Origin of the sequence: Pseudomonas sp. CBS (genome assembly GCF_024734645.1) — a bacterium.
GTDB lineage: Bacteria > Pseudomonadota > Gammaproteobacteria > Pseudomonadales > Pseudomonadaceae > Aquipseudomonas.
In genome coordinates, this window is record NZ_CP102929.1 from 999,219 (window position 1) to 1,025,080 (window position 25,862).

Annotated in this window: 20 protein-coding genes and 1 pseudogene; 13 read left to right on the top strand and 8 right to left on the bottom strand. The window is 61.0% G+C overall.

From position 1 onward, the window contains the following. Nucleotides 1-84: 84 nt before the first annotated feature. Entirely contained in the window at nucleotides 85-471 is a 387-nt protein-coding gene (locus NVB75_RS04275) for an ectoine synthase (protein WP_178904123.1), read from the top strand. Nucleotides 472-502: 31 nt separating this feature from the next. Then, complete coding sequence (locus NVB75_RS04280; RefSeq protein ID WP_258346152.1) at nucleotides 503-1,702, top strand: MFS transporter; 1,200 nt, start codon at nucleotides 503-505, stop codon at nucleotides 1,700-1,702. Here the strand turns inward: NVB75_RS04280 and NVB75_RS04285 are convergent. Then, nucleotides 1,658-2,260 (bottom strand): tRNA-(ms[2]io[6]A)-hydroxylase, encoded by a 603-nt coding sequence (locus NVB75_RS04285; RefSeq protein WP_008431008.1) that lies wholly within the window; start codon nucleotides 2,258-2,260, stop codon nucleotides 1,658-1,660. The two genes, NVB75_RS04280 and NVB75_RS04285, sit on opposite strands and share 45 nt — an antisense overlap. Before the next feature lie 150 nt (nucleotides 2,261-2,410). On the opposite strand from NVB75_RS04285, the gene NVB75_RS04290 reads away from it, so the two are divergent. Further along, nucleotides 2,411-3,271 carry a universal stress protein gene (locus NVB75_RS04290; protein ID WP_076013383.1) on the top strand — a complete coding sequence of 287 codons (861 nt, stop codon included), beginning with the start codon at nucleotides 2,411-2,413 and terminating at the stop codon, nucleotides 3,269-3,271. A gap of 840 nt (nucleotides 3,272-4,111) precedes the next feature. Here the strand turns inward: NVB75_RS04290 and NVB75_RS04295 are convergent. Further along, nucleotides 4,112-4,582 (bottom strand): DUF1289 domain-containing protein, encoded by a 471-nt coding sequence (locus NVB75_RS04295; protein WP_093197112.1) that lies wholly within the window; start codon nucleotides 4,580-4,582, stop codon nucleotides 4,112-4,114. A 394-nt stretch (nucleotides 4,583-4,976) separates the two neighbouring features. Here NVB75_RS04295 and acnB point away from each other — a divergent pair, with 394 nt between their 5' ends. Next, nucleotides 4,977-7,577: a bifunctional aconitate hydratase 2/2-methylisocitrate dehydratase gene (gene acnB, locus NVB75_RS04300; protein ID WP_258348523.1), complete on the top strand. Its 2,601-nt coding sequence runs from the start codon at nucleotides 4,977-4,979 to the stop codon at nucleotides 7,575-7,577. 35 nt (nucleotides 7,578-7,612) lie between these two features. Here acnB and NVB75_RS04305 read toward each other — a convergent pair whose 3' ends face one another. Further along, nucleotides 7,613-8,035, bottom strand: coding sequence for a MerR family transcriptional regulator (locus tag NVB75_RS04305; RefSeq protein ID WP_258346153.1), 423 nt, complete (start codon nucleotides 8,033-8,035; stop codon nucleotides 7,613-7,615). A 69-nt stretch (nucleotides 8,036-8,104) separates the two neighbouring features. Here NVB75_RS04305 and NVB75_RS04310 point away from each other — a divergent pair. Then, nucleotides 8,105-9,338, top strand: a pseudogene (locus tag NVB75_RS04310) (NADH:flavin oxidoreductase/NADH oxidase family protein). Between the two features lie 78 nt (nucleotides 9,339-9,416). After that, nucleotides 9,417-11,141 carry a ubiquinone-dependent pyruvate dehydrogenase gene (gene poxB, locus NVB75_RS04315; RefSeq protein WP_258346154.1) on the top strand — a complete coding sequence of 575 codons (1,725 nt, stop codon included), beginning with the start codon at nucleotides 9,417-9,419 and terminating at the stop codon, nucleotides 11,139-11,141. A 116-nt stretch (nucleotides 11,142-11,257) separates the two neighbouring features. Here poxB and NVB75_RS04320 read toward each other — a convergent pair whose 3' ends face one another. Further along, complete coding sequence (locus NVB75_RS04320) at nucleotides 11,258-11,815, bottom strand: NADPH-dependent FMN reductase (protein ID WP_258346155.1); 558 nt, start codon at nucleotides 11,813-11,815, stop codon at nucleotides 11,258-11,260. Nucleotides 11,816-12,042: 227 nt separating this feature from the next. Between NVB75_RS04320 and NVB75_RS04325 the strand changes: the two genes are divergently transcribed. Beyond that, entirely contained in the window at nucleotides 12,043-12,279 is a 237-nt protein-coding gene (locus tag NVB75_RS04325) for a hypothetical protein (protein WP_258346156.1), read from the top strand. 4 nt (nucleotides 12,280-12,283) lie between these two features. Here NVB75_RS04325 and gspG read toward each other — a convergent pair whose 3' ends face one another. Next, on the bottom strand, nucleotides 12,284-12,712 hold the full coding sequence (gspG, locus tag NVB75_RS04330; RefSeq protein ID WP_258346158.1) for a type II secretion system major pseudopilin GspG: 429 nt from the start codon (nucleotides 12,710-12,712) through the stop codon (nucleotides 12,284-12,286). A gap of 176 nt (nucleotides 12,713-12,888) precedes the next feature. On the opposite strand from gspG, the gene NVB75_RS04335 reads away from it, so the two are divergent. Further along, the gene (locus NVB75_RS04335) at nucleotides 12,889-13,791 is read left to right on the top strand and encodes a LysR substrate-binding domain-containing protein (protein ID WP_258346160.1); all 903 of its coding nucleotides are present in this window, start codon (nucleotides 12,889-12,891) and stop codon (nucleotides 13,789-13,791) included. A 1,340-nt stretch (nucleotides 13,792-15,131) separates the two neighbouring features. Here NVB75_RS04335 and NVB75_RS04340 read toward each other — a convergent pair. The 3 genes from NVB75_RS04340 to NVB75_RS04350 all read right to left on the bottom strand — a co-directional run bounded on the left by NVB75_RS04340 (nucleotide 15,132) and on the right by NVB75_RS04350 (nucleotide 19,432). Continuing rightward, on the bottom strand, nucleotides 15,132-15,701 hold the full coding sequence (locus NVB75_RS04340; RefSeq protein ID WP_017480421.1) for a GNAT family N-acetyltransferase: 570 nt from the start codon (nucleotides 15,699-15,701) through the stop codon (nucleotides 15,132-15,134). A 20-nt stretch (nucleotides 15,702-15,721) separates the two neighbouring features. Next, complete coding sequence (locus NVB75_RS04345) at nucleotides 15,722-17,977, bottom strand: arginine/lysine/ornithine decarboxylase (RefSeq protein ID WP_063030003.1); 2,256 nt, start codon at nucleotides 17,975-17,977, stop codon at nucleotides 15,722-15,724. An 81-nt stretch (nucleotides 17,978-18,058) separates the two neighbouring features. Next, nucleotides 18,059-19,432 (bottom strand): PLP-dependent aminotransferase family protein, encoded by a 1,374-nt coding sequence (locus NVB75_RS04350; protein ID WP_258346162.1) that lies wholly within the window; start codon nucleotides 19,430-19,432, stop codon nucleotides 18,059-18,061. A gap of 134 nt (nucleotides 19,433-19,566) precedes the next feature. Between NVB75_RS04350 and NVB75_RS04355 the strand changes: the two genes are divergently transcribed. The 5 genes from NVB75_RS04355 (at nucleotide 19,567) to NVB75_RS04375 (ending at nucleotide 25,746) form a co-directional block, all read left to right on the top strand. Next, a complete protein-coding gene (locus tag NVB75_RS04355) occupies nucleotides 19,567-20,043 on the top strand; it encodes a carboxymuconolactone decarboxylase family protein (protein WP_258346163.1) in 477 nt (158 codons plus the stop codon). Continuing rightward, nucleotides 20,036-20,476 carry a GNAT family N-acetyltransferase gene (locus NVB75_RS04360; RefSeq protein WP_258346164.1) on the top strand — a complete coding sequence of 147 codons (441 nt, stop codon included), beginning with the start codon at nucleotides 20,036-20,038 and terminating at the stop codon, nucleotides 20,474-20,476. Before NVB75_RS04355 ends, NVB75_RS04360 begins: the two co-directional genes overlap by 8 nt. Beyond that, nucleotides 20,473-21,096 carry an FMN-dependent NADH-azoreductase gene (locus NVB75_RS04365; protein WP_258346165.1) on the top strand — a complete coding sequence of 208 codons (624 nt, stop codon included), beginning with the start codon at nucleotides 20,473-20,475 and terminating at the stop codon, nucleotides 21,094-21,096. Before NVB75_RS04360 ends, NVB75_RS04365 begins: the two co-directional genes overlap by 4 nt. 59 nt (nucleotides 21,097-21,155) lie before the next feature. Beyond that, on the top strand, nucleotides 21,156-22,304 hold the full coding sequence (locus NVB75_RS04370) for a MalY/PatB family protein (protein ID WP_258346166.1): 1,149 nt from the start codon (nucleotides 21,156-21,158) through the stop codon (nucleotides 22,302-22,304). A 94-nt stretch (nucleotides 22,305-22,398) separates the two neighbouring features. Continuing rightward, nucleotides 22,399-25,746, top strand: coding sequence for a hypothetical protein (locus NVB75_RS04375; RefSeq protein ID WP_258346167.1), 3,348 nt, complete (start codon nucleotides 22,399-22,401; stop codon nucleotides 25,744-25,746). Nucleotides 25,747-25,862: the final 116 nt, after the last annotated feature.

Below are 25,862 nucleotides of genomic sequence, written 5' to 3' on the forward strand. Positions count from 1 at the left end.
ACACGCTTTTCGGAAGTGTCGCTGATGACAACGCCACACGCACAAGAGAATCATGGCCCTTCACCTACATAGCGGGAGAGGATCATGTTCGTTCGTCATAAATCAGACATAGAAAACACCGCGCACTTTGTCGAATGGGGCGCCGGCACCAGCCATCGGCTGCTGACGGAAAAGGACGGGATGGGTTATACCGTCTGCCACACCGTCGTGCGCGCCGGCACTGAGTCGCTGCTGCAATACCGTAATCATCTGGAGGCTTGCTACTGCATCGCCGGTGAGGGTGAGGTCGAAGATATGGACGGCAATGTCTACCCGATCCGCCCCGGCGATATCTATGCGCTGGACCAACACGACTGCCATTATCTAAGGGGCGGAAAGGATCAGGACCTGGTGCTGGTCAGCGTATTCAACCCGCCGCTCAAGGGCGATGAGCGCCACAATCTCACGGATACATCCGGCTCCGGCTACTGACGACGATTTGACTCAAGGACACGAGCACACGATGCGCAAGGATTACCTGGCTTTCTTCATTTCACTGTTTCTGTCACGCCTGGCCGACCAGATTCTGTTGTTCATCGTGCCGTTGATCGTGTTCCAGACCACTAACAGTGTGTCCTGGGCGGGCCTGGCGTTTTTTGTCGAATCCTTGCCGCGTTACCTGTCGTTCCCGGTGTGCGGGGCGTTGTGCGACAAATATCCCGCCGTGCGCGTCCTGCATATCAGCCAGGTGTACCGGGCGCTGGCGTGTGTGGCGGCGGTGCTGCTGTATGGAATGTTCGATGGGATTTACTGGATTGTCATGCTTTCGGCGCTGTGCGGCGTGTTGACCACCCAGGGCATCATGGCCCGGGAAGTACTGTTGCCGCATATTTTCAAGCACTACACCTACGCCAAGACCTTGTCCTACTCGCAGATTGCCGACCAGACCGGGTTGGTGCTGGGCCCCTTGGTGGCGGCGCTGATGCTGGAAGTCTGGGCCTGGCATTGGGTCGTGCTGGGGATTGCCGGGCTGTTCCTGCTGGCAGACCTGGCGATGCTGATCTGGCAGCGCAACACCACGGTCAACCTGGAGACCTTCGAGCAGCACCATGACATCTGGCTGCGACCACTGCGCATTGCCTTCGGGCATATCCGCGACCTGCCGGAGCTGAAGAAGATCATCGCACTGGCGGTGGGCGTGAACCTGATCATCGGCGTCACCCTGGCCACGTCGGCCGCCATGGTCATCGGTCAATACGCCGCCGGCAAGGACACCTACGCCGGGCTGCAGGCGGCGGGCGCCGTGGTGACCATCGCCATTCTGTTCTATCTGGCGCGCGCTTCCCTGCCGCTCAAGGTGCTGGGCGGTTTGTCGTATTCGATGATTGCCGTGGGAGCGTTGATCACGGCCATCAGCCCGAATGTGTGGGCTTATGCCGTGGGTTTCCTGCTGCTGACCGGCTTCGACAAGATGTTCAACGTGTACATCCGCAGCACCCGCCAGCGGATAATCCCGGTTCAGGACTTTGGCAAGACGGTGGGTGTGTTGACCTTGCTTAACAACCTTTCGCAGCCACTGGCCGGGTTGTTGATTGCTTTGCTGGCGGCGCCGCTGGGGACGCAGACGGTGATCCTGATACTCGTCGGGATCACCGCGCTGATCGGTGCAGCGATTGCGTCAGGCTGGCACGCCACTGTGAAAGCGGAACTCGACGTCCGGTGACTCGATCAGCTCCTGCTCGGCGGCGCGCACGCGGTCGATGACCTGGGCAATGTCCTTGGCGTCGCCGTACTGGTAAGCCAGTTTCAGGTAACCCTGGAAATGCCGGGCCTCGCTTTTCAACAGGCCGAAGTAGAACTTGCCGAGTTCTTCGTCCAAATGCGGCACCAGTGCTTCGAAACGCTCGCAACTGCGGGCTTCGATAAACGCGCCGACCACCAGGGTATCCACCAGTTTGACCGGTTCATGGCTGCGCACCACTTTGCGCAAACCCGAAGCGTAGCGGCCGGCGGACAGCTGGCGCAGCTCGATCTTGCGCTTCTTCATCAGGCGCATGACTTGCTCGTGGTGCACCAGTTCTTCCCGGGCCAGGCGTGACATCAGGTTGATCAGGTCGACGTGGGAATGGTACTTGGCGATCAGGCTCAAGGCGGTGCTGGCGGCCTTGAATTCGCAGTTCTTGTGGTCGATCAGCAAGGTTTCCTGGTCGGCCAACGCGGCCTGGACCCAGCCGTCGGGGGTGCGGCAACCGAGGAATTCGTGGATTTCTGGCAGGTTCATCGGGCTCACGGGCAAAGAGTCACAAAAGGCCGGCGATTATACCGACCGCGCCGCAGACCGCCAGCCACCGGGCTTGATGTGCATCAACATGACGTGTGCCGAGCAGCAACTATAGTTGTTCCACGCCCACACTTTTTGGAGAACCCGACCATGCAAGCCATCCGTAGCATCCTGGTGGTCATCGAGCCCGAGCATTCGGAAAGCCTGGCCCTCAAGCGCGCCAAGCTGATTGCCGGTGTCACCGGGGCCCATTTGCATTTGTTGGTGTGTGACAAGCGGCATGAGCATTCGGCGATGTTGAGCCTGCTGAAGGCCGGTTTGCAGGAGGATGGTTACAGCGTCACCACCGAACAGGCGTGGAATGACAGCCTGCATGAAACCATCATCGATGTGCAGCAGGCAGAGGGGTGTGGGTTGGTGGTCAAGCAGCACTTTGCTGATAGCCCGCTGAAAAAAGCGCTGTTGACGCCTGCGGACTGGAAGCTGATGCGCTACTGCCCTACTCCGGTGCTGTTGGTGAAGACGTCCACGCCGTGGGCGGGCGGGGTGATTTTGGCGGCCATCGATGTGGGCAATTCTGATGCCGAGCACCAGGCGCTGCATAACTCGATCATTGATCACGGGTTTGATATCGCGAGCCTGGCCAAGGCGCAGTTGCATGTGATCAGTGCGCATCCGTCGCCGATGTTGTCGGCGGCGGATCCGGTGTTTCAGCTCAAGGAGACGATCGAGGCGCGGTATCGTGAGCAGTGCAAGGCGTTTCAGGCGGAGTTTGATATTGACGACACGCATCTGCATATCGAGGAAGGGCCGGCGGATGTGTTGATTCCTCATGCGGTGCATAAGTGGCAGGCGGCGGTGACCATAATCGGTACCGTGGCGCGTACGGGGATTACCGGGGCGTTGATCGGGAATACGGCGGAGGTGGTGCTGGATGCGGTGGACAGTGATGTGTTGGTGCTTAAGCCGCAGGAGTTGATGGATCATCTGGAAGAGCTGGCTAATGGGTGATGCTTCTTTTTGGGGGTATATCCGTTTTTGGGTGATGGCTTGTATTGGTTCCGCTCTTACAGCGGGTCACTTTTGAAAGGAGCCCAAAAGTAACCAAAAGGCTCTTGCCCCACCACTCGGCTCCTCGCCTAGGCTCGGAGTGCCCTCACTCCGGCTTTGGACCGTGGGCCGCCGTCATGGGCCATCCTTGGCCCAGGACGGCTAACCTGGCGTCCTGCCAGGTTACCCACGCTCCAAAGCCTGCGTTCGGCCAGCGTGGTTTAACGGGGCGCCTAAGATCAAGATCAAAAGCCAGATCAAAAGCAAGAGCACAGCGGCCTACCGGCCGGCTTGAGTGTTGAAGAGCAAAAGCCAAATCAAAAGCTAAAGCGGGCACGGTCTAAATGTGGGAGCGGGCTTGCTCGCGAAGGTCGTTAACGATGACGTGGGCATTCTGGATGAACGCGGCGCTCTCAGGTTTTTCGCGAGCAAGCCCGCTCCCACAGAAAAGCAGCTTTGCTTTCGCTCTGGCTTTTGATCTGGCTTTTAACACTCAAGCCGGCCGGTAGGCCGCTGTGCTTTTGCTTTTGATCTTGATCTGACTGCCCCAATAAGCCCGAGGCCGAACGCAGGTATTGCGGAGCGGGTAAACCGGCAGGACGCCGGTTTAGCCGCGCCGGGCCATGGATGGCCCGTCGCGGCGGCCCGCGGAGCAATGCCGGAGTGAGGGAACACCGAGCCTAGGCGAGGTGCCGACAGGCGGGGCAGAGCCCTTTGCTTACTTTGGGGCTTTTCCAAAGTGAGCCGCTGTAAGAGCGGAACCATAAGCCGCCGTTACCCAAATAACGGATATGTACTCAATCACCCCCCAAACGCATCCCTGAGAAACCCCGGCGCGATATACCGCTGATAATGCGCCTCGGACAAAATAAAAAACTCCCGATCAATCGCATCCCGCAACTCAGGCAACCCCCAATCCCGAAACTCCGGCATCAACACCATCCCATAAGCCTCAAGATTGCTGATCACCCGAGCCCCCCGGGCAATCAACTGATACGCCCAGCAGTACTCCGACTGATGCGGCACAAACCGAATCTTGCGCTGCTCCAACTGCCCCCGCAGCATTTTCGGGTCAAACACCTCAAGCTTCCCGGCCATCACCTGCACCAACAACTGCTCCAGCCGCAGCCAGACCGCACGCTTTTCTTCCTCGTTATACCCGTTCCACTGAATCACCTCATGGTGAAACCGCTTACACCCCCGGCACACAAGATCGCCGTAAACCGTGGAGCACAGGCCTACGCAGGGGGTCTTGATGGTTTGATTAGACATGATCGACAACGCACAAATCAGCGAAACAGTTACACATGTTAGCCCTTTGTCTAAGGTTGATCACCCTGCAAACTTGGCAAGGCAACTTACGTTTAGAAATTTTTTGCCGTAGAATCACCCGGCCTTGTAAGGCGCCAATAATCCGTTGGAAGCTGTTTTCAAAGCGTCACGAGCACAGTCGTTCCTAAAGAACGGTGTTGGCGATGGTTATTTACCCGGTAAATAGCCAGCGCCAACCCTCATCAGCTCCGTTCTGCAGGCGTAAAACTTTGAAAGCAGCTTCTGTGAGGATTGCCGGCAGCGCTGGCTCTACGGCCCAAAAAGCCCCTGAGCGCATGCGTGCCGTGCATTTCTGGATGAGCGTCCCGTGGGACCACTGATGAGGGTAATAACTGTGCTTGAAGCCTACCGCAAACATATCGAAGAGCGTGCAGCCCTGGGTATCGTTCCCCAGCCGCTTAACGCCGAACAAACCGCAGGCCTGGTCGAGCTGCTGAAAAATCCCCCGGCTGGCGAAGAAGAATTCCTCGTTGACCTGATCACCAACCGCATTCCACCAGGCGTTGACGAAGCTGCCTACGTCAAGGCCGGTTTCCTGTCTGCCCTGGCCAAGGGCGAAGCCACTTCCCCTCTGATCGACAAGAAACGCGCTGTTGAACTGCTCGGCACCATGCAAGGCGGCTACAACATCGTGACCCTGGTCGAGCTGCTGGACGACGCCACCCTGGCTCCCGTCGCAGCCGCCCAACTCAAGCACACCCTGCTGATGTTCGACGCCTTCCACGACGTCGCGGAAAAAGCCAAGAACGGCAACCAGCACGCCAAAGACGTGATCCAGTCCTGGGCCGACGGCGAGTGGTTCAAGAACCGCCCGACCCTGGCCGACAAGATCAGCCTGCGCGTGTTCAAGGTGACGGGCGAAACCAACACCGACGACCTGTCCCCTGCTCCGGACGCCTGGTCCCGTCCTGACATCCCGCTGCACGCCCTGGCCATGCTGAAAATGGCCCGTGAAGGCATCGTGCCGGATGAGCAAGGCAAAACCGGCCCGATGAAGCAGATCGAAGAAATGCGCAGCCAAGGCTTCCCGATCGCCTACGTCGGTGACGTGGTCGGTACCGGTTCGTCGCGTAAATCGGCTACCAACTCCGTGCTGTGGTTCTTCGGCGACGACGTTCCTTATGTGCCGAACAAGCGCGCTGGCGGTTTCTGCTTCGGCAGCAAGATCGCTCCCATCTTCTACAACACCATGGAAGATGCCGGCGCACTGCCAATCGAATTCGACGTCACCAACATGAACATGGGCGACGTGATCGACCTCTACCCGCATGCTGGCAAAGTCACCAAGCACAACAGCGATGAAGTCCTGACCACCTTCGAAATGAAGACCCCGGTGCTGTTGGACGAAGTCCGTGCCGGCGGTCGTATCCCGCTGATCATCGGCCGTGGCCTGACCGAGAAGGCTCGCGCCGAGCTGGGTCTGCCGCCTTCGACCCTGTTCAAGCTGCCGGAAGCCCCGGCTGAAAGCGACAAGGGCTACACCCTGGCGCAGAAAATGGTCGGCAAGGCCTGCGGCGTGGCTGGCGTTCGTCCAGGCACCTACTGCGAACCGAAGATGACCACCGTCGGCTCCCAGGACACCACCGGTCCTATGACCCGTGACGAACTGAAAGACCTGGCGTGCCTGGGCTTCTCGACCGATCTGGTAATGCAGTCGTTCTGCCATACCGCGGCCTATCCAAAGCCGATCGACGTGACCACCCACCACACCCTGCCTGACTTCATCATGACCCGTGGCGGTGTATCGCTGCGTCCAGGCGACGGCATCATCCACAGCTGGCTGAACCGTATGCTGCTGCCGGACACCGTCGGTACCGGTGGTGACTCCCACACCCGTTTCCCAATGGGCATTTCGTTCCCGGCCGGTTCCGGCCTGGTAGCGTTCGCCGCAGCCACTGGCGTTATGCCACTGGACATGCCGGAATCGATCCTGGTGCGTTTCAAAGGCGAAATGCAGCCTGGCATCACCCTGCGTGACCTGGTTCACGCCATTCCTTACTACGCGATCCAGGCTGGCCTGCTGACCGTAGAGAAGAAAGGCAAGAAGAACGCGTTCTCCGGCCGCATCCTGGAAATCGAAGGCCTGGACAACCTGAGCATCGAACAAGCCTTCGAGCTGTCCGACGCCTCGGCTGAACGTTCGGCTGCCGGTTGCACCATCAAGCTGTCGAAAGAATCCATCACCGAGTACCTGAACTCCAACATCACCCTGCTGCGCTGGATGATCGGTGAAGGCTACGGCGATGCGCGTACCCTGGAACGTCGCGCCCAAGCGATGGAAGCCTGGGTTGCCAACCCTGAGCTGATGGTTGCCGACGCCGACGCCGAATACGCTGAAATCATCGAGATCGACCTGGCCGACATCAAGGAGCCTGTGCTCTGTGCGCCAAACGATCCGGACGACGCCCGTCTGCTGTCCAGCGTTGCTGGCGAGAAGATCGACGAAGTGTTCATCGGCTCGTGCATGACCAACATCGGTCACTTCCGCGCTGCCGGTAAACTGCTGGATCAGGTCAAGGGTCAGCTGCCAACCCGTCTGTGGCTGTCGCCGCCGACCAAGATGGACGCTCACCAACTGACCGAAGAAGGCTACTACGGCATCTACGGCAAGGCTGGCGCGCGCATGGAAATGCCGGGCTGCTCGCTGTGCATGGGTAACCAGGCACGTGTAGAGCCGAACTCGACCGTTGTGTCGACGTCGACCCGTAACTTCCCGAACCGTCTGGGTGACGGCGCAAACGTCTACCTGGCTTCGGCTGAGCTGGCGTCGGTGGCTTCCATCCTGGGTCGCCTGCCGACCGTCGAGGAGTACATGGAATACGCCGCGAAGATCAACACCATGGCCAGCGACGTGTATCGCTACCTGAGTTTTGACCAGATCGCCGAGTTCCGTGAAGCTGCTGCAAACGCCAACATCCCGGTCATTCAAGCCTAAGGCTTAATTTCCGGTCAGAAAAACGCCGCGTGTCGTCAGATGCGCGGCGTTTTTTTATGCGCCTCGATTGAGGCCCAGACTTTGTCCTGCGCCTGAGTGCAGGACGTGCCTTCCGGGTGCGCCTGTATCGTTGCGATCACTGCGCGTAACTCTGCCTTGCTTTGGTCCATACGCGCCTGAAGCTCTTCTATCTGCACAATCTTGTGCTCCAGCCTGAAGACAATCTGCGCCCGCTTGGTCTCACTCGGTGTGTCGTCCGGCATCAGCGCCTTCAATTCCTGCAAGCTGAAACCCGCCCGCTGCGCGCCCTGGATCAATTGCAGCGCCTGCAGTGTCTGCATCGAATAACGACGGTACCCGTTGCCTTGCCGCTCAACCCGGATGAGCCCCTGGGCCTCGTAATAGCGGATCTTCGAAGCGGCCAGCCCACTGCGTTCCGCCAGTTCACCAATATTCATCGCCGCCCCCATTGACCTTAAAGTGACCTTTAAGCTTAGCCTGAGCGCTCCCATTGTGAGGAGTCAAGCATGTCGCCCTTTGAAGCGTTGCAATTGCCCAACGGCCAGCTCATCAGTAACCGCATCGCCAAGGCGGCGATGGAAGAGAACATGGCGGATGCACACCAGGCGCCTTCCGAGGCGTTGATGCGCCTGTATCAAGCCTGGGCCGAAGGCGAACCCGGCCTGATCCTGACCGGCAACGTGATGATCGACCGCCACGCCATGACCGGCCCCGGCGGCGTGGTGCTGGAGGACGAACGTCACCTGGACAAGTTTCGCCAATGGGCCGCGATTGGCCGCGCCAAGGGTGCGCAATTCTGGGTACAGCTCAACCATCCGGGCCGGCAAACCATGGCCAACCTCGGCCAGCCAGCACTGGCGCCCTCGGCCGTTCCCCTCGACCTCGGTGGCTTCTCGAAGATGTTCGCCCAACCCAAGGCGATGACCGAGGAGGATATACAGGACGTCATCTCGCGCTTCGCCACCAGCGCGCGTCTCGCCGAAAAAGCCGGTTTCAGCGGTGCGCAGATCCATGCGGCCCACGGCTACCTGATCAGCCAGTTTCTCTCGCCCTTGAGCAACCAGCGCACAGACCGCTGGGGCGGTAGCGTGGAAAACCCGCGCGCGGCTGCTGCTGGAGGTGGTCAAGGCCGTGCGCGCCGCCGTGAGCCCGGACTTCTGCGTGGCGGTAAAACTCAACTCCGCCGACTTCCAGCGTGGCGGGTTTGACGCCGCCGACGCCCGCGCCGTGGTCGAGTTGCTCAACCCGCTGGCCATCGACCTGCTGGAGTTGTCCGGCGGCAGCTACGAAGCCCCGGCCATGCAAGGCGAGGCTCGCGACGGACGCACCTTGGCCCGCGAAGCCTATTTCATCGAGATGGCCAGCGACCTGGCGAAAGTCGCCAGCATGCCGGTGATGGTCACCGGCGGTATCCGCCGTTTGCCAATCGTCCAGCAAGTACTGGACAGCGGCATCGCCATGGCCGGGATCGCCACCGCCCTGACCCTGGAGCCGCACCTGATCAAGCAGTGGCGCGCTGGCCGCGATCTCAATCCGCAGCTGCCGCCGATCCGCTGGAAGCGCAAACCCCTGGCCAGCCTGGCGAACATGGCCGTGGTGCGCTATCAGCTTCGCCGCCTGAGCCGTGGCCGCCAGCCGAAACCCGGGGTGGCGCCGCTGCTGGCGTTGATAAAAGACCAACTGTTTATCGCCCGGCGCACCCGCCAATATCGCGCCGCGATGACCAATTCTTCATATTGAGCGGGGAGCATTCAGCGCCATGGAACTGTCCTTTACTGATCAGCAGCTTTTTACACTCACTGACGATTGGAGTTCTTCATGGCGAAAATCACCCTGGCCCAGCAATTGGCGACCACCCTTGAACAGGCGGGCATCAAGCGCATCTGGGGCCTGACCGGCGACAGCCTCAACGGCCTGACCGACTCCCTGCGCACCATGGACAGCATCGAGTGGATGCATGTGCGCCACGAAGAAGTGGCTGCGTTTGCCGCCGGTGCCGAAGCGGCGGCCACCGGGGAACTGACCGTATGCGCCGGCAGCTGCGGCCCCGGCAACCTGCACTTGATCAATGGCCTGTTCGACTGTCATCGCAACCATGTGCCGGTACTGGCCATCGCCGCACAGATCCCCTCCACCGAGATCGGCCTGAACTACTTTCAGGAAACCCATCCCCAGGAACTGTTCAAGGAGTGCAGTCACTTTATCGAGCTGGTGACCAACCCCGAGCAGATGCCCCACGTGCTGCACCGCGCCATGCGCTCGGCGATTCTCAATCGCGGCGTGGCGGTGGTGGTGATTCCTGGCGATGTGTCGTTGCTGGAAGTGGAAGACAAGTTCAAACCGTGGCCGGCCCTGCTGGCGCCGCGCACCCTGCCGGCAGAACAGGACCTGCAACGCCTTACCGACATCCTCGAACACAGCGGCAAAGTCACCCTGCTGTGCGGCAGCGGCTGTGCCGGCGCCCACGATGAAGTGGTAGCCCTGGCCGACGCCCTCGGTGCACCGGTGGTTCACGCCCTGCGTGGCAAAGAGCATGTGGAGTGGGACAACCCGTTCGACGTCGGCATGACCGGCCTGATCGGCTTCAGCTCCGGTTACCACGCCATGCTCAACTGCGACACGCTGATCATGCTCGGCACCGACTTCCCGTATCGCCAGTTCTACCCGACCGACGCGAAGATCATCCAAGTCGACCGCAACCCGCAGGCACTGGGCCGGCGTGCCACGCTGGACTTGGGGATTGCTGCCGACGTCAGCGAAACGATTCAAGCGCTGCTGCCGCGCCTGACCCGCAAGACGGATCGCAGCTTCCTCGAAACGTCGCTCAAGCATTATGAGAAAGCGCGCCAAGGCTTGGATGACCTGGCGGAACCGTCAAAGGCCGACCGGCCGATTCATCCGCAATACGTCGCGCGCCTGCTCAGTGAGCTGGCGGACGACGATGCGATCTTCACCGCCGACGTTGGCTCGCCGACCGTCTGGGCGGCGCGTTACTTGAAAATGAACGGCAAGCGCCGGTTGATCGGCTCGTTCAACCACGGCTCGATGGCCAACGCCATGCCCCAGGCCATCGGCGCCCAAGCCGCGTTTCCCGGGCGCCAGGTGATTTCGATGTCTGGCGACGGTGGCTTTACCATGCTGATGGGCGACTTCATCAGCCTGGCGCAGTTGAACCTGCCGGTGAAACTGGTGGTGTTCAACAACTCGTCCCTGGGCTTTGTCGCCATGGAGATGAAAGCGGCGGGCTACCTGGACACCGGCACCGAGCTGAAGAATCCGGACTTTGCCGCCATGTCCAACGCTATGGGCATCCTCGGCATTCGCGTCGAACAGTCCGAAGACCTCGAACCGGCCCTGCGCCGCGCCCTGGCCCATGACGGCCCGGTGCTGGTGGACGTAGTCACCGCCACTCAGGAACTGGTGATGCCGCCCAGCATCAAGCTGGAACAGGCCAAGGGCTTCAGCCTGTACATGCTCAAGGCGGTGATGAGCGGACGTGGTGATGAAGTGATCGAGTTGGCGAAAACCAACTGGCTCAGATAAGTCCCGCCACTGTAGGAGCGAGCTTGCTCGCGAAGATCGTTAACGATGACGCGGGCTATTTGAAAGCTCGCGTTGCTTGGACGTTCTTCGCGAGCAAGCTCGCTCCTACAGGTTACTTATGCGCTTTGCTTTTCCACCCACTTGCCGTAGGCATCAATAAACGCCTGCAAAAACGGCTTGGTCTTTTCCGACACCTTCCCCGACTCGTCGAACACACTGCCCGCGCCGCCCAGGTAGGCTTCCGGCTGTTGCATGCACGGCACATCGAGGAACACCAGGGACTGGCGCAAATGGTGATTGGCCCCAAAACCGCCGATGGCGCCAGGGGACACACTGATCACCGCACCCGGTTTGCCGCTGAATACACTTTGGCCATAAGGACGTGAACCAACGTCAATCGCATTCTTCAATGCACCCGGCACGGAGCGGTTGTATTCGGGGGTCACAAACAGCACCGCGTCGGATGAACGCACGTGTTGACGGAAAGTACTGTAGGCTGCCGGCGGTGCAGCACCGTCGATGTCCTCGTTGTAGAGCGGCAAATCGCCAATTTCGACAATGTTCAACTTGAGGTTGGCGGGCGCCAACTCGGCCAATGCCAGGGCGACCTTGCGGTTGATCGACTCTTTTCTCAAGCTGCCGACCAGTACGGCGATCGTGTAGACCTTGCTCATTGGGGTTTCCCGATTTCTGACTTAAGGAGCATGTAGTTATAGAGCCTGCGCGACGCTATCACCAGCGCGTTTTTGCAAACCCAAGGATGTTCACAACGCAAATGGACTTGTAAGTAATGTCTGAAAAAGTCAACGAATAGTATTTTTTTTCCATAGGTAAACTACCCCGCTCTCCTACGGTCTACAGAACCGCAAATCGAGTGTTTATCTCCAGAGGTTCTAAACAGATGGCAGCAGTACTTGTCGGACAGTTCCATGCCAGAGACGCGGAAGGTCGCGTTTATTCGGTGCATGAGTTCCAGGAATCCAACCCGCCCCTCGACGGCCTGGCTGGATCGGCGCCCACCACCACCTACAAGCTGGCCATTGGCGACCGCGTAGAAAAACTGGATGGCGATGACTTCAGGCTGATTCAGTCGGGCACTATCATCACCCGCGAATCCGCAACGATCCACGCTTCATAAGACCTTATTCCCCATAGGCGATATCAACATTATCGCCGACGCCTCCCAGTGTCCGGTCCTTGCCGAACGAGAACAGATCAAAGTGGGTTTTGGCCTGGCTGGGAGGATAGTGGTACTGATAGGCCACGCCCCAAGGGTCTGTCAGCATGTCCTGATCCTTGAGATAGGGCCCCCGCCACTTCCCTTCCCCCGCTGGCTGCACCGTCAACACCGCCAGACCCTCGTCGTCGGTAGGATAACGCCCTACATCCTGATGAAACTGCTCGACCGCCTTGCCCAGCTCTTTCAACTGGACCTTGGCCGTGGCGATTTCCGACTGAGTCACGTCGCCGAAGATCCGCGGCCCCACCGCAAACGCCAGCACGCCGACCACCAGCACCACCACCAGCAGGTCCCACAACGAAAACCCGCGCGTGTCTGTTTTACCAAGCATCGATAAGGCTCCCCCGTGCGTCCTTTGGTTAATACGCCCTTTGTATGACCTGCTGGTTGCAGGCGCCAAGGGACTTGATCGTGCAAGTCTAGTTGGGGCGCTGCCGTGGCGGGTCTTTTTTCCGCGCCCGGGCCTGAGCCATTGAATCCACGTCGCGCTGAACATAGACTCCGGCCATGCGTTTACGTCATATCGAAGTCATTCAAGCGATTTTACAGACCGGACACCTCGGCACCGCCGCCGAATGGTTGCAACTGCCCGTGGCCGATGTGGACGCGACGCTCAAAGACGCCGAGCTGCAATTGGGTTTCATGCTGTTCGCCAGTGTCCGCGGACGCTTGCAGGCCACCCGGGAAACCCTCGAGCTGCAGGGCGAAATCGCCCACCTCTATGCGGCCCTTGAGCCGGTGCAACGCCTGGCCAGCAGCCTGAAGCACCACCATGCCCCGCCCTTGCGCGCGCTGTGCACCCCGCCGCTGGCCAATCAACTGCTGCCCCAGGCGATTGCCGTGCTGCGGCGACGCTTTCAAGACACGCCGTGCAACCTCTCCAGCCACTCAACCCGTGACATCGTCAAAAGCCTGCTGCTGCACGAAGCCGACCTCGGCCTTAGCCTGCACGACCCGGAACATCCGCAGATCCACAGCAAGCCACTGGCCCACGGCAAGCTGCAATTGCTCGCGCCCCATGGCTGGCTGAAGCCTCGCCAGAAGTACATCGCGCTACAGGAACTGGCCGGGCAGTCGATGATCGGCCTTGAAGGCCAGGACCCGCTGAGCCGCCTGCTGGACAGCAAGCTGCAAGCCCTGCGCCCGCTGCCGGTGGTACAGACGCGGGTGCAGACGTACCAGATGATGCGCAGCATGGTTGAAGCCGGTGAAGGCCTGGCGATTGTCGACCCGTTCACCGCCACCGGCGCACGGGAAGCCGGGCTGGATGCGTGCCCGTTGTCACCACCGATTGGGGTGACCTTGTATGCGTTGACCCTGAAGGACAGCGAAGCATCGCCCGCCTTGAATGCGTTGCTGGAGATCGTCACCGATAAGGCTGAAAGCCTGCTGACAAGCACACTGCCTTGAATGTAGGAGCTGCCGAGCCCTGGCGAGGCTGCGATGGCGGCGGCATGGTCGATAAAGAGGTCGCCTGACACACCGCTATCGCAGCCTCGCCGGGGCTCGACAGCTCCTACAGGGGATCGGGGGAAGTCTGGGAGTTGTGTGTTTGGTCGCAACCACTCGGGTTGCTCAAATCGAATGTGGGAGCTGTCGAGCTTTAGCGAGGCTGCGAAGGCGGCGGCACAGTCGATAGAGAGGTTGCCTGACACACCGCTATCGCAGCCTCGCCGGGGCTCGACAGCTCCTACAGGGGGCGGAGGAAGCCTGGGAGTTTTGTGTTTGATCACAACTACTCGGGTTGCGCAAATCAAATGTGGGAGCTGTCGAGCTTTAGCGAGGCTGCGAAGGCGGCAGCACAGTCGATAGAGAGGTTGCCTGACACACCGCTATCGCAGCCTCGCCAGGGCTCGACAGCTCCTACAGGGGATCGGGGGAAGTATGGGAGTTGTGTGTTTGATCGCAACCACTCGGGTTGCTCAAATCAAATGTGGGAGCTGTCGAGCTTTAGCGAGGCTGCGAAGGCGGCGGCACAGCGATAAAGAGGTTGCCTGATACACCGCTATCGCAGCCTCGCCGGGGCTCGACAGCTCCTACAGGGGATCGGGGGAAGTATGGGAGTTGTGTGTTTGATCGCAACCACTCGGGTTGCTCAAATCAAATGTGGGAGCTGTCGAGCTTTAGCGAGGCTGCGAAGACGGCGGCACAGCGATAAAGAGGTTGCCTGACACACCGCTATCGCAGCCTCGCCGGGGCTCGACAGCTCCTATAGGGGATCGGGGGAAGTATGGGAGTTGTGTGTTTGGTCGCAACCACTCGGGTTGCTCAAATCGAATGTGGGAGCTGTCGAGCTTTAGCGAGGCTGCGAAGGCGGCGGCACAGCGATAAAGAGGTTGCCTGATACACCGCTATCGCAGCCTCGCCAGGGCTCGACAGCTCCTACAGGGGATCGGGGGGAGTATGGGAGTTGTGTGTTCGGTCGCAAGTACTCGGGTTGCACAAATCGAATGTGGGAGCTGTCGAGCTTTAGCGAGGCTGCGAAGGCGGCGGCACAGTCGATAGAGAGGTTGCCTGACACACCGCTATCGCAGCCTCGCCAGGGCTCGACAGCTCCTACAGGGGATCGGGGGAAGTATGGGAGTTGTGTGTTTGATCGCAACCACTCGGGTTGCTCAAATCAAATGTGGGAGCTGTCGAGCCTTAGCGAGGCTGCGAAGACGGCGGCATGGTCGATAAAGAGGGCGCCTGACACACCGCTATCGCAGCCTCGCCAGGACCCGACAGCTCCTACAGTTGTTCGGTGAAGCTCAGACCGCTTCCAGTTCTGTCTTGAACAACCGATACCAGAATATCGCCACTTCACGGGTCTGCGGATCAATCCCGCGATAGCGCAGGTGGTCGATTCCACCCATCACATACCCGCAGCGCTCATACAGCCGGCAGGCACCGAGGTTGTTGTTCTGGGTCTCCAGCATCATCCCCGGCAGGTTCTTCTTGCGGCTCCAGAACTGCGCCACGTCCAGCAATGCCTTGGCCACCCCGTGGCGCCGCGCCGGCAATACCACCGCCAGCTCGTCCACATGGGCAAAGCCGTTCCAGTTGGTGCTGACCACGATGTGCCCAACGGGCCGGTCATCCAGGTACGCCATGAACACGGCACTGTCGGCCGCGTCGCGGAAGCTGGCGAATTCCTCGGGGTCGATGCCGTAGCATTTGCGGTACGGCACGATACGCTCCACCGCCCACTGATCGACGCGCTTGCCCATTTCCGGCACACCGTAGGCGTTGACCTCAAAGCTGAAGTCGTTACCCCACACGTAGGCGTCAAATCCCTCATCAGCCACACGGACACTGAGACCCGGGTACTTCGGGTTCATTACAGCTTGCATAAACATTCTTAACCCTTGATGCAATCGACGGTGTAACAGCGACCATTGCCGTCATCTTCGTGTTGCAGTCCATGAACATCGGCGACAAAGCCGGGAAAACTACTGTCGAACGTCCTGGCAAACGCCAGGTAATCAATGATCGAGCGAGTCGATTCGGTGAACCGCTCACCCGGCATGATCAACGGAATACCCGGCGGGTAAGGCACCAGCATGACCGCTGCAACGCGTCCTGGCAAAGCGTCGATGGACACCGCCTCGACTTCGCCCTTGACCAACAGGTCGTAGGCATCGGCCGGTTTCATGGCGATTTCCGGCAAGACCGTGTACATCCGCTTCAAGTGCTTGGCCGTCGCATTACTGCGGTAACAGCTGTGCAACTGGTCACACAAGTCCTTCAACCCCAGCCCTTGATACCGCACCGGGCCCTGCTGAAACACCGATGGCAAACAGACAGCAAGGCTCACGTTGGCGTCATAACTGCGCTTGAATTCCAGCAATTCGGTGAGCAGGGTACTCCACTTGCCTTTGGTGATGCCCATGGAAAACAGCACGAGGAACGAATACAGCCCGGTCTTTTCCACCACCAGCCCACGTTCCCAGAGGAATTTACTGACCACCGCAGCGGGGATTCCGCACTCGCTCAAGGCCCCGCCGGCGTTCAGGCCGGGCATCACCAGGGTGACTTTGATCGGGTCCAGCAACACATAGTCTTCGGCGATATCACCAAAGCCATGCCAGTCGGCCTGGGGTTGCAGCAGCCAGTCCGCCGTCACCACCCGGTCGATGCCCGCCACCAGCGGCGGCTGCCAGATGGAGAACCACCAGTCTTCAGCGGCAATGTGCTGGCGCAGGTTGGCCAAGGCGCGACGAAAGCTCAGGGCCTCGTCAAACATCTCTTGCAGCAACGAGCGCCCCGCCGGGCCTTCCATCATCGCCGAGGCCACATCCAGGGAGGCAATGATGCTGTACTGCGGCGAGGTGGAAATATGCATCATGAACGCTTCGTTGAAGCGATCGCGGTCGAGCTTGCGCACACCGCCATCCTGCACATGGATCATCGACGCCTGGCTGAACGCCGCCAGCAGCTTGTGGGTGGAGTGTGTGGTGAACACCAGCGGGCTGTCGGCCGTGCGCGACGTGCCCATGCCGTAGCGCCCGGCGAAGAACTCATGAAACGCCGCGTAGGCGTACCACGCCTCGTCAAAGTGCAGCACCTCGACACTGTTGCCCAGTTGCTGCTTGATCAACTCGGCGTTGTAGCACAGGCCGTCGTAGGTGGAATTAGTGACCACTGCCAGCTTGACCTTGGCCGGTCGCCCTCGGGTCAACGGGCTGGCGTCGATTTTCGCGCGGATCGATTCGGGGCTGAACTCGCTCAGGGGAATCGGCCCGATTATTCCCAGTTCATTGCGCTCCGGGCACAGGTACAACGGAATGGCGCCGGTCATGATGATCGAATGCAGCACCGACTTGTGGCAGTTGCGGTCCACCAGCACCAGGTCATCCCGGCCAACCATGGAGTGCCAGACGATCTTGTTGGCGGTGGACGTGCCATTGATCACGAAGTACGTATGATCCGCGCCGAAGTTGCGCGCCGCCCGGGCCTCGGCTTCGGCCAGCGGGCCGGTGTGGTCCAGCAGCGAGCCCAGCTCCGGCACCGACACTGACAAGTCCGAACGCAGGGTATTTTCCCCGAAGAACTGATGAAACGCCTGCCCCACCGGGCTTTTGCGATAGGCCACGCCACCGCCATGGCCGGGGGTGTGCCAGGAGTAATTGGAATCTGCCGTGTGCTGCACCAGAGCCTTGAAGAATGGCGGCAACAGGCCATCCAGGTAAGCCCGCGCGGCCCGTGCGACTTGCCGCGCGAGAAACGGCACGGTGTCTTCAAACAGGTAAAGAATGCCCCGCAATTGGTTGAGTTCGCTCATGGCGTCGGCCGGGGCGTTTTCCAGGGTGACTTGCTCACCCAAGGCAAAGATCGGCAGGTTCGGCGCCCGCACCCGCGCCAGGCGGATCAGCTCCACCATGTTTTGCATCAGGTGGGTATTTTCCCCGGCGCCCTCGGCGGCGATCAGCATGCAGGCCAGGCCGTGATGGGTCGAAGCCACCAGGCGGCCCTCGGCGTAGTCCACCGCCGAAAAGATACTGAAGCCCTCCTGTTCCAGCTCCCGGGCAATGCCCCGGACGCGGTCGCCGGCAACGGTGTCGGCCTTGATGTCGCGGTGTACGATCAGAACCGGGAACTTCAGGTCTTTGTACATGAGCGCTTGGCGTCCTGGGGGCTATGCCTTCAGGGTAGAAGCTCGGAGCGGATGTGGCGAATGAAGATGTTCAACCAGCCTTCATAAAGCCCCCCTGATGACCTCCCGCAACAGCAACGCCGCCTCCAGGGCATGCTGGCGCGTCGCCAGGTTGGTGAAGCCCATCAACAGGCCTTGCTGGCGCCCCGTCTCGATGCTCCAGACAGACAGTGCCTGAATCCCCAGCCCCGCGTCGGCGGCCTGGGACGCAACTGCCTGATCAGAGACCTCCACCCGCAACCGCGCCAGCAAATTGATCCCGCCGGACTGTTCATCGACCTGCAAAAACGCCCCGCAATGACTGTTCAGCGCATCCACCAGAAAGCCGCGCCGCTGGGTATAGAGCTGACGCATTTTTTTCAGGTGGCGGGTGAAATGGCCCTGGTCGAGAAAGTCGGCGGTGGTGGCTTGCAGCAACTCGGCACTGCGGTTTTGCAGGATGCGGGCGCTGGCCTCAAAGGCCGGGAGCAACGCCTGCGGCACCACCAGATAGCCCAGCCGCAAACCCGGGAACAGCATCTTGCTGAAGCTGCCCGAGTAAATCACCCGGTCCGCCGTGTCCTGGCTTTTGAGCGCCGCCAAGGGCTGGCCCTTGTAACGAAACTCACTGTCGTAGTCGTCCTCCACCAACCAGCCGCCATGGGTCTGCGCCCAGTCGAGCAGGCTACGGCGCCGGGTGGCACTGAGGGCGACACCCAACGGGCTTTGGTGAGCCGGCGTGACAATCGCCAGCCGCGCCTTTGGAGCACGTCGTACGCCCTCCTCGACATCGAGCCCGTCACGGTCGACCGGTACCGGCACCAACTTCACCTCCAGGTGGAGCAACAACTGCCGCGCATGCAAATAGCCCGGGTCTTCGAACCAGCACTGCTGGCCTGCCATCTGCAACGCATCACACACCAGCGCGAGGCACGCCGAATAACCGGCACACACGAACACCTGCTCCGGCGAGCACTCCACACCACGGTACAGCGCCAGGTATTGAGCAATCGCCACACGCAGCGACCGGGCACCCCGCACGTCACCCATGGCCAGGCTGTTGACGTCGACACGCCGGACCTGCCGGGTGACCAGGCGCGCCCATAACTTGCGCGGAAAGCTATCGAGCGCCGGCAAGCCCAGTTGCAACAGGCGCGGCGCAGAGGTCGGCGCCAAGGGCTGCGATTCGACCGCCAGCGACTTGATCGACCGCTGCGGCAGCGCCTCGGCCACCACCGTTCCCGCTTGCCCGCGCGCCAGGAAGAACCCCTCGCTGACCAGCAACTGGTAGGCCGCCTCCACCGTGCCCCTGGCCACCTTCAACTCCTGGGCCAGGCTGCGCACCGACGGCACCCGTTCGCCAGGACGCAATTGGCCCTGATCAATGGCCTGGCGAAAGCGCCGGTAAATCTCCTGGTATTTGGGCAGTGACGACATCGTTATCCGGCTCACAGTGAATCAGCGCTGGAGTCTGATCTTGTCCCAACCCGCTTGTCCATTCTTGGCCCTATTGAGCCGGCGACCAGGCCGCCAAACTGACGGCATCACCTCACCACAGCAAGGAACACAGCATGCAACACCGTCTCGACTACGCCCAGGCAGCGCCTGCAGGCTACAAGGCCCTTGGTTCGGTGCACAGCTACATCCACGGCTGCGGCCTGGAGAAGGAGTTGATTGACCTGGTGTACCTGCGGGTTTCCCAACTCAACGGTTGCGCCTACTGCCTGGACTCTCATTCCCGCGACCTGCTCAAACAGGGCGTGAGCCTGGAAAAGCTGATGCTGCTGGCCGCATGGCGCGAAGCCTTGCCGTTGTTCACTCCGCGTGAATGTGCTGCGTTAGCGTGGGCCGAGTCGGTCACCCAGGTCGCACACACCGAGGTGCCGGACGAACACTATGCCGAGGCCACGGCCCTGTTCGATGACAAGGAAATTGCCGACCTGACCCTGGCTATCGCCCTGATGAACGCCCTGAACCGCGTCGCCATCAGCTTTCGCAAAGTCCCTGCCGCCGTAAAAGCGCACATGGAGCACGGCAACCATGAATGACGCTGTTGAGTTTGTGCACATAGAAAGCCACGCCGACTGCCTGGCCTGTTTTGCCGTCATGCAGCAACTGCGGCCAAAACTGGAAGACCCGCACGCCTTTGCCCAGCAGATCCAGCGCCAGCGGGAAAACGGCTACCGCCTGCTGGCCGCCCGGGAAAACGGCCAGGTGCTGGGCCTGGCCGGTTACCGCCTGACGGAAAACCTGCTGTATGGCCGCTTTATCTACGTCGATGACCTGGTAGTGGACGCGTCCCTGCAACGCCGGCGCCTGGGCGAACGACTGCTGGATCAGGTACGCCAGCACACCCGCCGCCTGGGTTATCGCTATCTGGTGCTGGACACCGGCATGCACATGGCCCTGGCCCAGCGCTTCTATTTCCGCCAGGGCCTGCTGCCGCTGGGGATGCACTTTTCTCAGGATCTGAGCCAATGACCCGCGCCCTGCTGCTGAGTTTCAGCCCCCACGGCAAGGCGGCCCAGACCTTCCGCCTGGCCCGCGCCCTGCTCCGTGAACAGGCGCCCGAGGCCGAAGTGGTCGAGCGCGACTACGGCGGCCAGGCCCTGCCACCGTTGACCCGGGAATACGCCAACGCATTGACCACGCCCGGCGGGCTCAGTGGGGCGGCAACGGCGCTGTCCGAGCAACTGATCGTCGAGCTTGAGGCTTGTGACCTGCTGATTATCTGCACCCCGGTGCACAACTTCACGGTGCCGGCAGCGCTTAAGTGCTGGATCGATCATGTGGTGCGTATCCATCGCAGCTTCACCGTCAACCCGCAGTTTGAAAAAGTCGCCCTGCTCCAGGACCGGCCAACCTTTGTGCTGGTGAGTTCCGGAAGTTCGCGAAAGAACCGTGAACCCGACTTCCTCACGCCCTACCTGCAGGCGATCCTCGGCACCGTGGGCATCCGCACGGTGGAGTTCGCCTACCTGGGCGCCATGGTCCGTGGCGAAGCCGCCGTGCAACGCAGCGTGGAACAGGCTCAACAGCAGTTGTCCGGGGCTTTTTACCGGCAAGCGGGAGTCCAAGCGGCAATCAGCTCTGGCGCGTAAAATTAATGGCGCTAGAATCAGCGCCATTTCCACGCCCGCCTCCCTGACACGAGCCACCCATGAGCTTTGATTTCGACACGATCCACTCCCGCCTCGGCACCGGCAGCACCAAGTGGAGTCGTTACCCGCAAGACGTTCTGCCGATGTGGATTGCCGACATGGACATCGCCGCGCCACCGGCCGTGCTTCAAGCGCTGCACGAGCGCCTGGGTCAGCAGATTCTCGGCTACAGCGTGGCCTGCGATGGCGTGCGTGAGGCGATCGTCGCCGATTTGTGGGCCAAGTACGCCTGGCGCGTACAGCCGGATGAGCTGCTGTTTTTGCCGGGTGTCGAGCCTGGTTTCAACATGGCGTTGCACGCGTTTGTGCAGCCTGGGCAACCGGTGGTGTTGCAAACCCCCAACTACCGCCCGATTCGCCTGGCCCCTGCCCACTGGAACCTGCCAAAGATCGAAGTGCCGTTTGAGTTGAGCGCCGAGGGCGAGTACCTCACGCCGTTGCCAGCGATGCGTGAGGCACTCAAAGGTGCCGGCGCGCTGCTGTTGAGCAACCCGCACAACCCGATAGGCAAGGTGTTCCCCCGCGAAGAACTGCTGGCCGTGGCCACCGCCTGCCTGGACCAGGGCACGTTGATCGTCTCCGATGAAATCCACGCCGAGCTGTGTTTTGACGGCCGCCGGCATATCCCCACCGCCAGCCTCAGCCCGGAAATCGCCCAGCGCACCATCACCCTGATGTCGGCGAGCAAGGCGTACAACGTCGCTGGGTTGAAGACCTGCTTTGCGGTGATCCAGAACCCCGAGATCCGCGAGCGCTTCAATCACGCCCGCTGCGGCATGGTCGACAGTGTCAGCCCGCTGGGCCTGGAAGCCACCCGCGCAGCCTACAGCGACTGCGGCGACTGGCTGCAAGCGCTGGTGGCCTATCTGCAAGCCAACCGCGATTACCTGCTGAACGCCGTGCAAACCCGCCTGCCTGGCGTGGTGATGCATGCCCCCCAAGGCACCTATCTGGCCTGGCTGGATTGCAGCGCCCTGGGCCTGGACGACCCGCAACAGTTCTTCCTCGACCAGGCGAAAGTCGGCCTCAGCGCCGGCCTGGAATTCGGCGATGACAGCCAGCAGTTCGTGCGCCTGAACTTCGGCTGCCCGCGGGCCATGCTGGAAGAAGGCATTGCCCGCCTGGAACGCAGCCTGCGTCACCGTTAAGGCGCAATTCACAACTTTTCGCAACGACCGCCGAACCCCTGCTGTTACTGTTTTTGCCGATTCGTCCCACCGGTAACAGCAGGAGTTCCATGGCATGACGACCCAGCCGCTCAACCGCTCGACCGACCCCAAAGCCCTTCCTCTCACACCGCCCAAGTCCGGCGCGGCGTTCCACGTGCTGCTCAAGAACAGCGCCAACAACAAGAAGGTCGAGGCCGGCGACAAAACCGCGCAAGGGCTCGCAGCCAGCAAGGAACAAGGCTATGAACTGGCCGACAAGGACGCCGCACCGCCGGCGAGCCTGGGTGACTACAAGGCCATCGGCCCGGCAGATGAAGCCGGCCCCGGCCTGATCCGTTATGAAACCCAGGATGGCAAGAAAGTCATCGTCAGCGAAAAAGACAGCCCCGAGCTGTTCAAGCAAGTCAGTGCCGACTTCAAGGCACTGTCCGGCGTCAACGCCAGCGAAGCCGCCGGCTACCAGCGCCTGGGTGGCGATGCTACGGCCCCGGAAAAACTCGGCGACTACAAATCCCTCGGCCCGCCCGACGAAACCGGCCCCGGCGTGATTCGCTACGAAACCCAGGACGGCAACAAGTTCGTCATCAGCCAGCGCGACAACCCCGAGGCCTTCCAGAAAGCCAAGGAAGCCTATGAAAGCTTCACCGGCCTGGGCAGCAGCGAAGACGCCGGCTACAAACGCGCCAGCGACAACGAAGTGTGGCCGCCCTACGCCGGCACCACCGTCGGCCCCAAGGATGAAGTCGGTCCCGGCCTGATCCGCTTTGAAAGCAATGGCCAGAAAATGGTCGTGGCCCGCGACGACAACCCCAAGCTGTTCGACTATCTGGCGGGCCTGCATGAGGTCTACACCAACCCCGACAAAAAGGCCGCCGTGGAGTCCGCGCTCAACGACGGCTCGAGCCTGGCGGACGCCAACACCAAGGCGCCGGAACTGAATGACTACAAGGGCTTCGGCTGGATCGAAGGCCAGCAAGGCAACGTGCTGACCTATGAAACCCACGACGGCACCAAGGTCGTCGTATCGGCCGACGTCAGCCCGGAACTGTTCAAGAGCGTGGCCACCGCCCAGGACACCTGGAGCAAGATCCACAGCAGCGAAGACGCCGGCTACAAACTCGCCGGGCCGAATGACTTCCTGAAAAACACCGACATCACCTTCGGCTCCCCCGACGAGCTGGGGGACGGCCTGATCCGCTATGAAACCAGCGAAGGCAAGGTCATCGTCTCCAAGGAACTCAGCCCGCAGCTCTACGACGAAGTGGTTGCCAAGTGGGAAGCCTGGAGCGCCGGCACCGTCGACGAGACCCGCGCCAAGTACAACCTGCCGAGCAACGATGAGCTGGACGTGCTCAACCTCGACACCGGCGTGCATGCCGACAAGGACGACGACAAGTCGCCGACCCAGAGCGTCAGCGAACTGGCCACCACCGAACTGATCGACACCTACCGCGCCGGCGTCAAGGACGGCTCGATTCCCAAGGACGACCCACGGGCCAAACTGGTCCGCGCCCTGGAAGCCCAGGCCGCCTACCAGAACGGCCATGGCATCACCGGCTACGAAGAATCCAAGCGCCCGTTCAACACCACCTGGCGCGAGTTCGATGACAAGCAGACCGAACTCACCTCCGCCGACATGCACGACATCATCGACGGCAAGGCGGTGCAGGAGCAGATCGGCGAGCTGTTCAAAGACCCGACCGTGCAGGCCGACTACAAGTCCAAGATGGACGACGCCATCAGCCACCTGCCCAACAAGGACGAGATCAAGCAGAAGCTCCTCGACCTGACCAGCAACCCCGACTACGTGCTGTACCTCAAGGACCTGCAAAAACAGGGCAAGAGCCACGAAGCCCAGCAAGACCTGAGCAATACCCTGACCTCGCTGTCGCTGTTCGACCCGGAAGCAGCCACCAAGGCCGCGCAGAACATCCAGGCCGACGGTCTCACCACCGACCTTAACGAGATCCTGTCGGACCCGAGCAAGATCTCCGACGAAAACAAGGAACTGGCCACCAAGGACCTGTTCGGCCTGCTCAAGGGCGTGCTCAAGGGCAACCTGCTGGACCTGCCGCGCCGCAGCCAGGAAGTGCTGGAGAAATTCCTCAACGAGGGCCTGGAGGGCAAGGAGAAATCCTCGGCCGTGACCAAGGCCCTGGAAGAACTCGGCGACGTCTACAAGAACAGCGGCACCATCAGCGAAGCCGACGTGAAAACCGCCCTGAGCAAACCGTACATCCCAGTGGCGGATCGCGGCATGCTCGGCGAAGTGTTCAACACCCTCAACAGCAAAGGCATCCTCGGTTCGATGGGCGCCGGCGTCAGCCTGTTCTCGGGGATTTACCAACTGGTGGGCAAAGGCGGCAAGCTCGGCGAAACCCCGGCCCAACGCATGACCATCGCCAAGGACTTCCTGAGTTTTGCCGGCGGCGCCAGCCACTTCGTCAAGCTCGGCGACAAGATCGGCGAAGCCCTGGGCAAGGGCGGCCTGGTGGACTTCCTCGGCCTGGACAAGACCCTGCCGGAAATCTGGGGCAAGGAAGGTGCGGCCGGCAAAGTCATCGACTTCAGCAAGCCCAGCGAAATCGACTCAAAGGTCAGCAAAGAGATCGCCGCCGCCCTGGACGCAGTTCCCGACAGCCAGTACGACGGCGTCGCCAAGCTGTTTGGCGAGGGCGACAAGGCGGTGACGGAAGCCACCGAGGGCCTCGCCACTCACCTGGATGACGGCCTCAAGGCCGCCGGTGCGGCCAAGCTTGGCGCCTCCCAATCGGCGAAAATCGCCGGTTCCGTGATCAAGGTGTTAGGCCCGGCGACGGACATTGCCGGTGGTTTTGCCGACATTGTGCTCGGCGCCCTGGCGATCAAAAGCGGCGTGGACAGCAAAGACCCGTTGGCTCAGGCCGCAGGTGGCTTGCAAGTGGCGGGCGGTGCGTTCGGCGCGTCGGCGGGTGTATTGGGGGCGGCGGCGCTGTTTGGCGCAGGCACGGCGGCAGCGCTGACCGGGCCGCTGTTCCTGGTGGGCGTGGTGTTGGCGGTGGTGGGCGGGATCATCGGCTACTTCGTCGACCACAACAAAAAACAGAAGGCCACCGAGAAGGAAAACGACTGGTACCGCGACCTGGCCGGCGACGGCTTGTTGCAGGACAACTGGGCGGACAAGGTCGAATACGCCCACTACGAAATCCACCACTACCACGGCCGCGACACGCCGACCGATGACAGCCTGTTCCGCTTCCAGCAATCGGAGTGGGAGCATTTCGACTCGACACCCCAAAGTGGCGGCTCGTCGAGCAACCGGCTGGATGGGGATTTACACAAGGACTACAAGGACCCAAGCGAAACGCCCAAGGCACTGCCGGAAGCCTCGGATGAGAAGCCGGGGTCACGGCCATCGGGAGGCGGGCCTCGGCTCAACTAACCCTCCAACGGCTGTATGCAAAACAAAATGTGGGAGCGGGCTTGCTCGCGAAAGCGGTGGATCAGTCACTGTAGATGTTGACTGTCACACCGCCTTCGCGAGCAAGCCCGCTCCCA

Excerpts from the sequence above, each read along its gene's own strand:
- NVB75_RS04275 (WP_178904123.1), top strand. The coding sequence starts at position 85 with ATGTTCGTTCGTCATAAATCAGACATAGAAAACACCGCGCACTTTGTC.
- NVB75_RS04280 (WP_258346152.1), top strand. The coding sequence starts at position 503 with ATGCGCAAGGATTACCTGGCTTTCTTCATTTCACTGTTTCTGTCACGC.
- NVB75_RS04285 (WP_008431008.1), bottom strand. The coding sequence starts at position 2,260 with ATGAACCTGCCAGAAATCCACGAATTCCTCGGTTGCCGCACCCCCGAC.
- NVB75_RS04290 (WP_076013383.1), top strand. The coding sequence starts at position 2,411 with ATGCAAGCCATCCGTAGCATCCTGGTGGTCATCGAGCCCGAGCATTCG.
- NVB75_RS04295 (WP_093197112.1), bottom strand. The coding sequence starts at position 4,582 with ATGTCTAATCAAACCATCAAGACCCCCTGCGTAGGCCTGTGCTCCACG.
- NVB75_RS04305 (WP_258346153.1), bottom strand. The coding sequence starts at position 8,035 with ATGAATATTGGTGAACTGGCGGAACGCAGTGGGCTGGCCGCTTCGAAG.
- poxB (WP_258346154.1), top strand. The coding sequence starts at position 9,417 with ATGGCGAAAATCACCCTGGCCCAGCAATTGGCGACCACCCTTGAACAG.
- NVB75_RS04320 (WP_258346155.1), bottom strand. The coding sequence starts at position 11,815 with ATGAGCAAGGTCTACACGATCGCCGTACTGGTCGGCAGCTTGAGAAAA.
- NVB75_RS04325 (WP_258346156.1), top strand. The coding sequence starts at position 12,043 with ATGGCAGCAGTACTTGTCGGACAGTTCCATGCCAGAGACGCGGAAGGT.
- gspG (WP_258346158.1), bottom strand. The coding sequence starts at position 12,712 with ATGCTTGGTAAAACAGACACGCGCGGGTTTTCGTTGTGGGACCTGCTG.
- NVB75_RS04335 (WP_258346160.1), top strand. The coding sequence starts at position 12,889 with ATGCGTTTACGTCATATCGAAGTCATTCAAGCGATTTTACAGACCGGA.
- NVB75_RS04340 (WP_017480421.1), bottom strand. The coding sequence starts at position 15,701 with ATGAACCCGAAGTACCCGGGTCTCAGTGTCCGTGTGGCTGATGAGGGA.
- NVB75_RS04345 (WP_063030003.1), bottom strand. The coding sequence starts at position 17,977 with ATGTACAAAGACCTGAAGTTCCCGGTTCTGATCGTACACCGCGACATC.
- NVB75_RS04350 (WP_258346162.1), bottom strand. The coding sequence starts at position 19,432 with ATGTCGTCACTGCCCAAATACCAGGAGATTTACCGGCGCTTTCGCCAG.
- NVB75_RS04355 (WP_258346163.1), top strand. The coding sequence starts at position 19,567 with ATGCAACACCGTCTCGACTACGCCCAGGCAGCGCCTGCAGGCTACAAG.
- NVB75_RS04360 (WP_258346164.1), top strand. The coding sequence starts at position 20,036 with ATGAATGACGCTGTTGAGTTTGTGCACATAGAAAGCCACGCCGACTGC.
- NVB75_RS04365 (WP_258346165.1), top strand. The coding sequence starts at position 20,473 with ATGACCCGCGCCCTGCTGCTGAGTTTCAGCCCCCACGGCAAGGCGGCC.
- NVB75_RS04370 (WP_258346166.1), top strand. The coding sequence starts at position 21,156 with ATGAGCTTTGATTTCGACACGATCCACTCCCGCCTCGGCACCGGCAGC.
- NVB75_RS04375 (WP_258346167.1), top strand. The coding sequence starts at position 22,399 with ATGACGACCCAGCCGCTCAACCGCTCGACCGACCCCAAAGCCCTTCCT.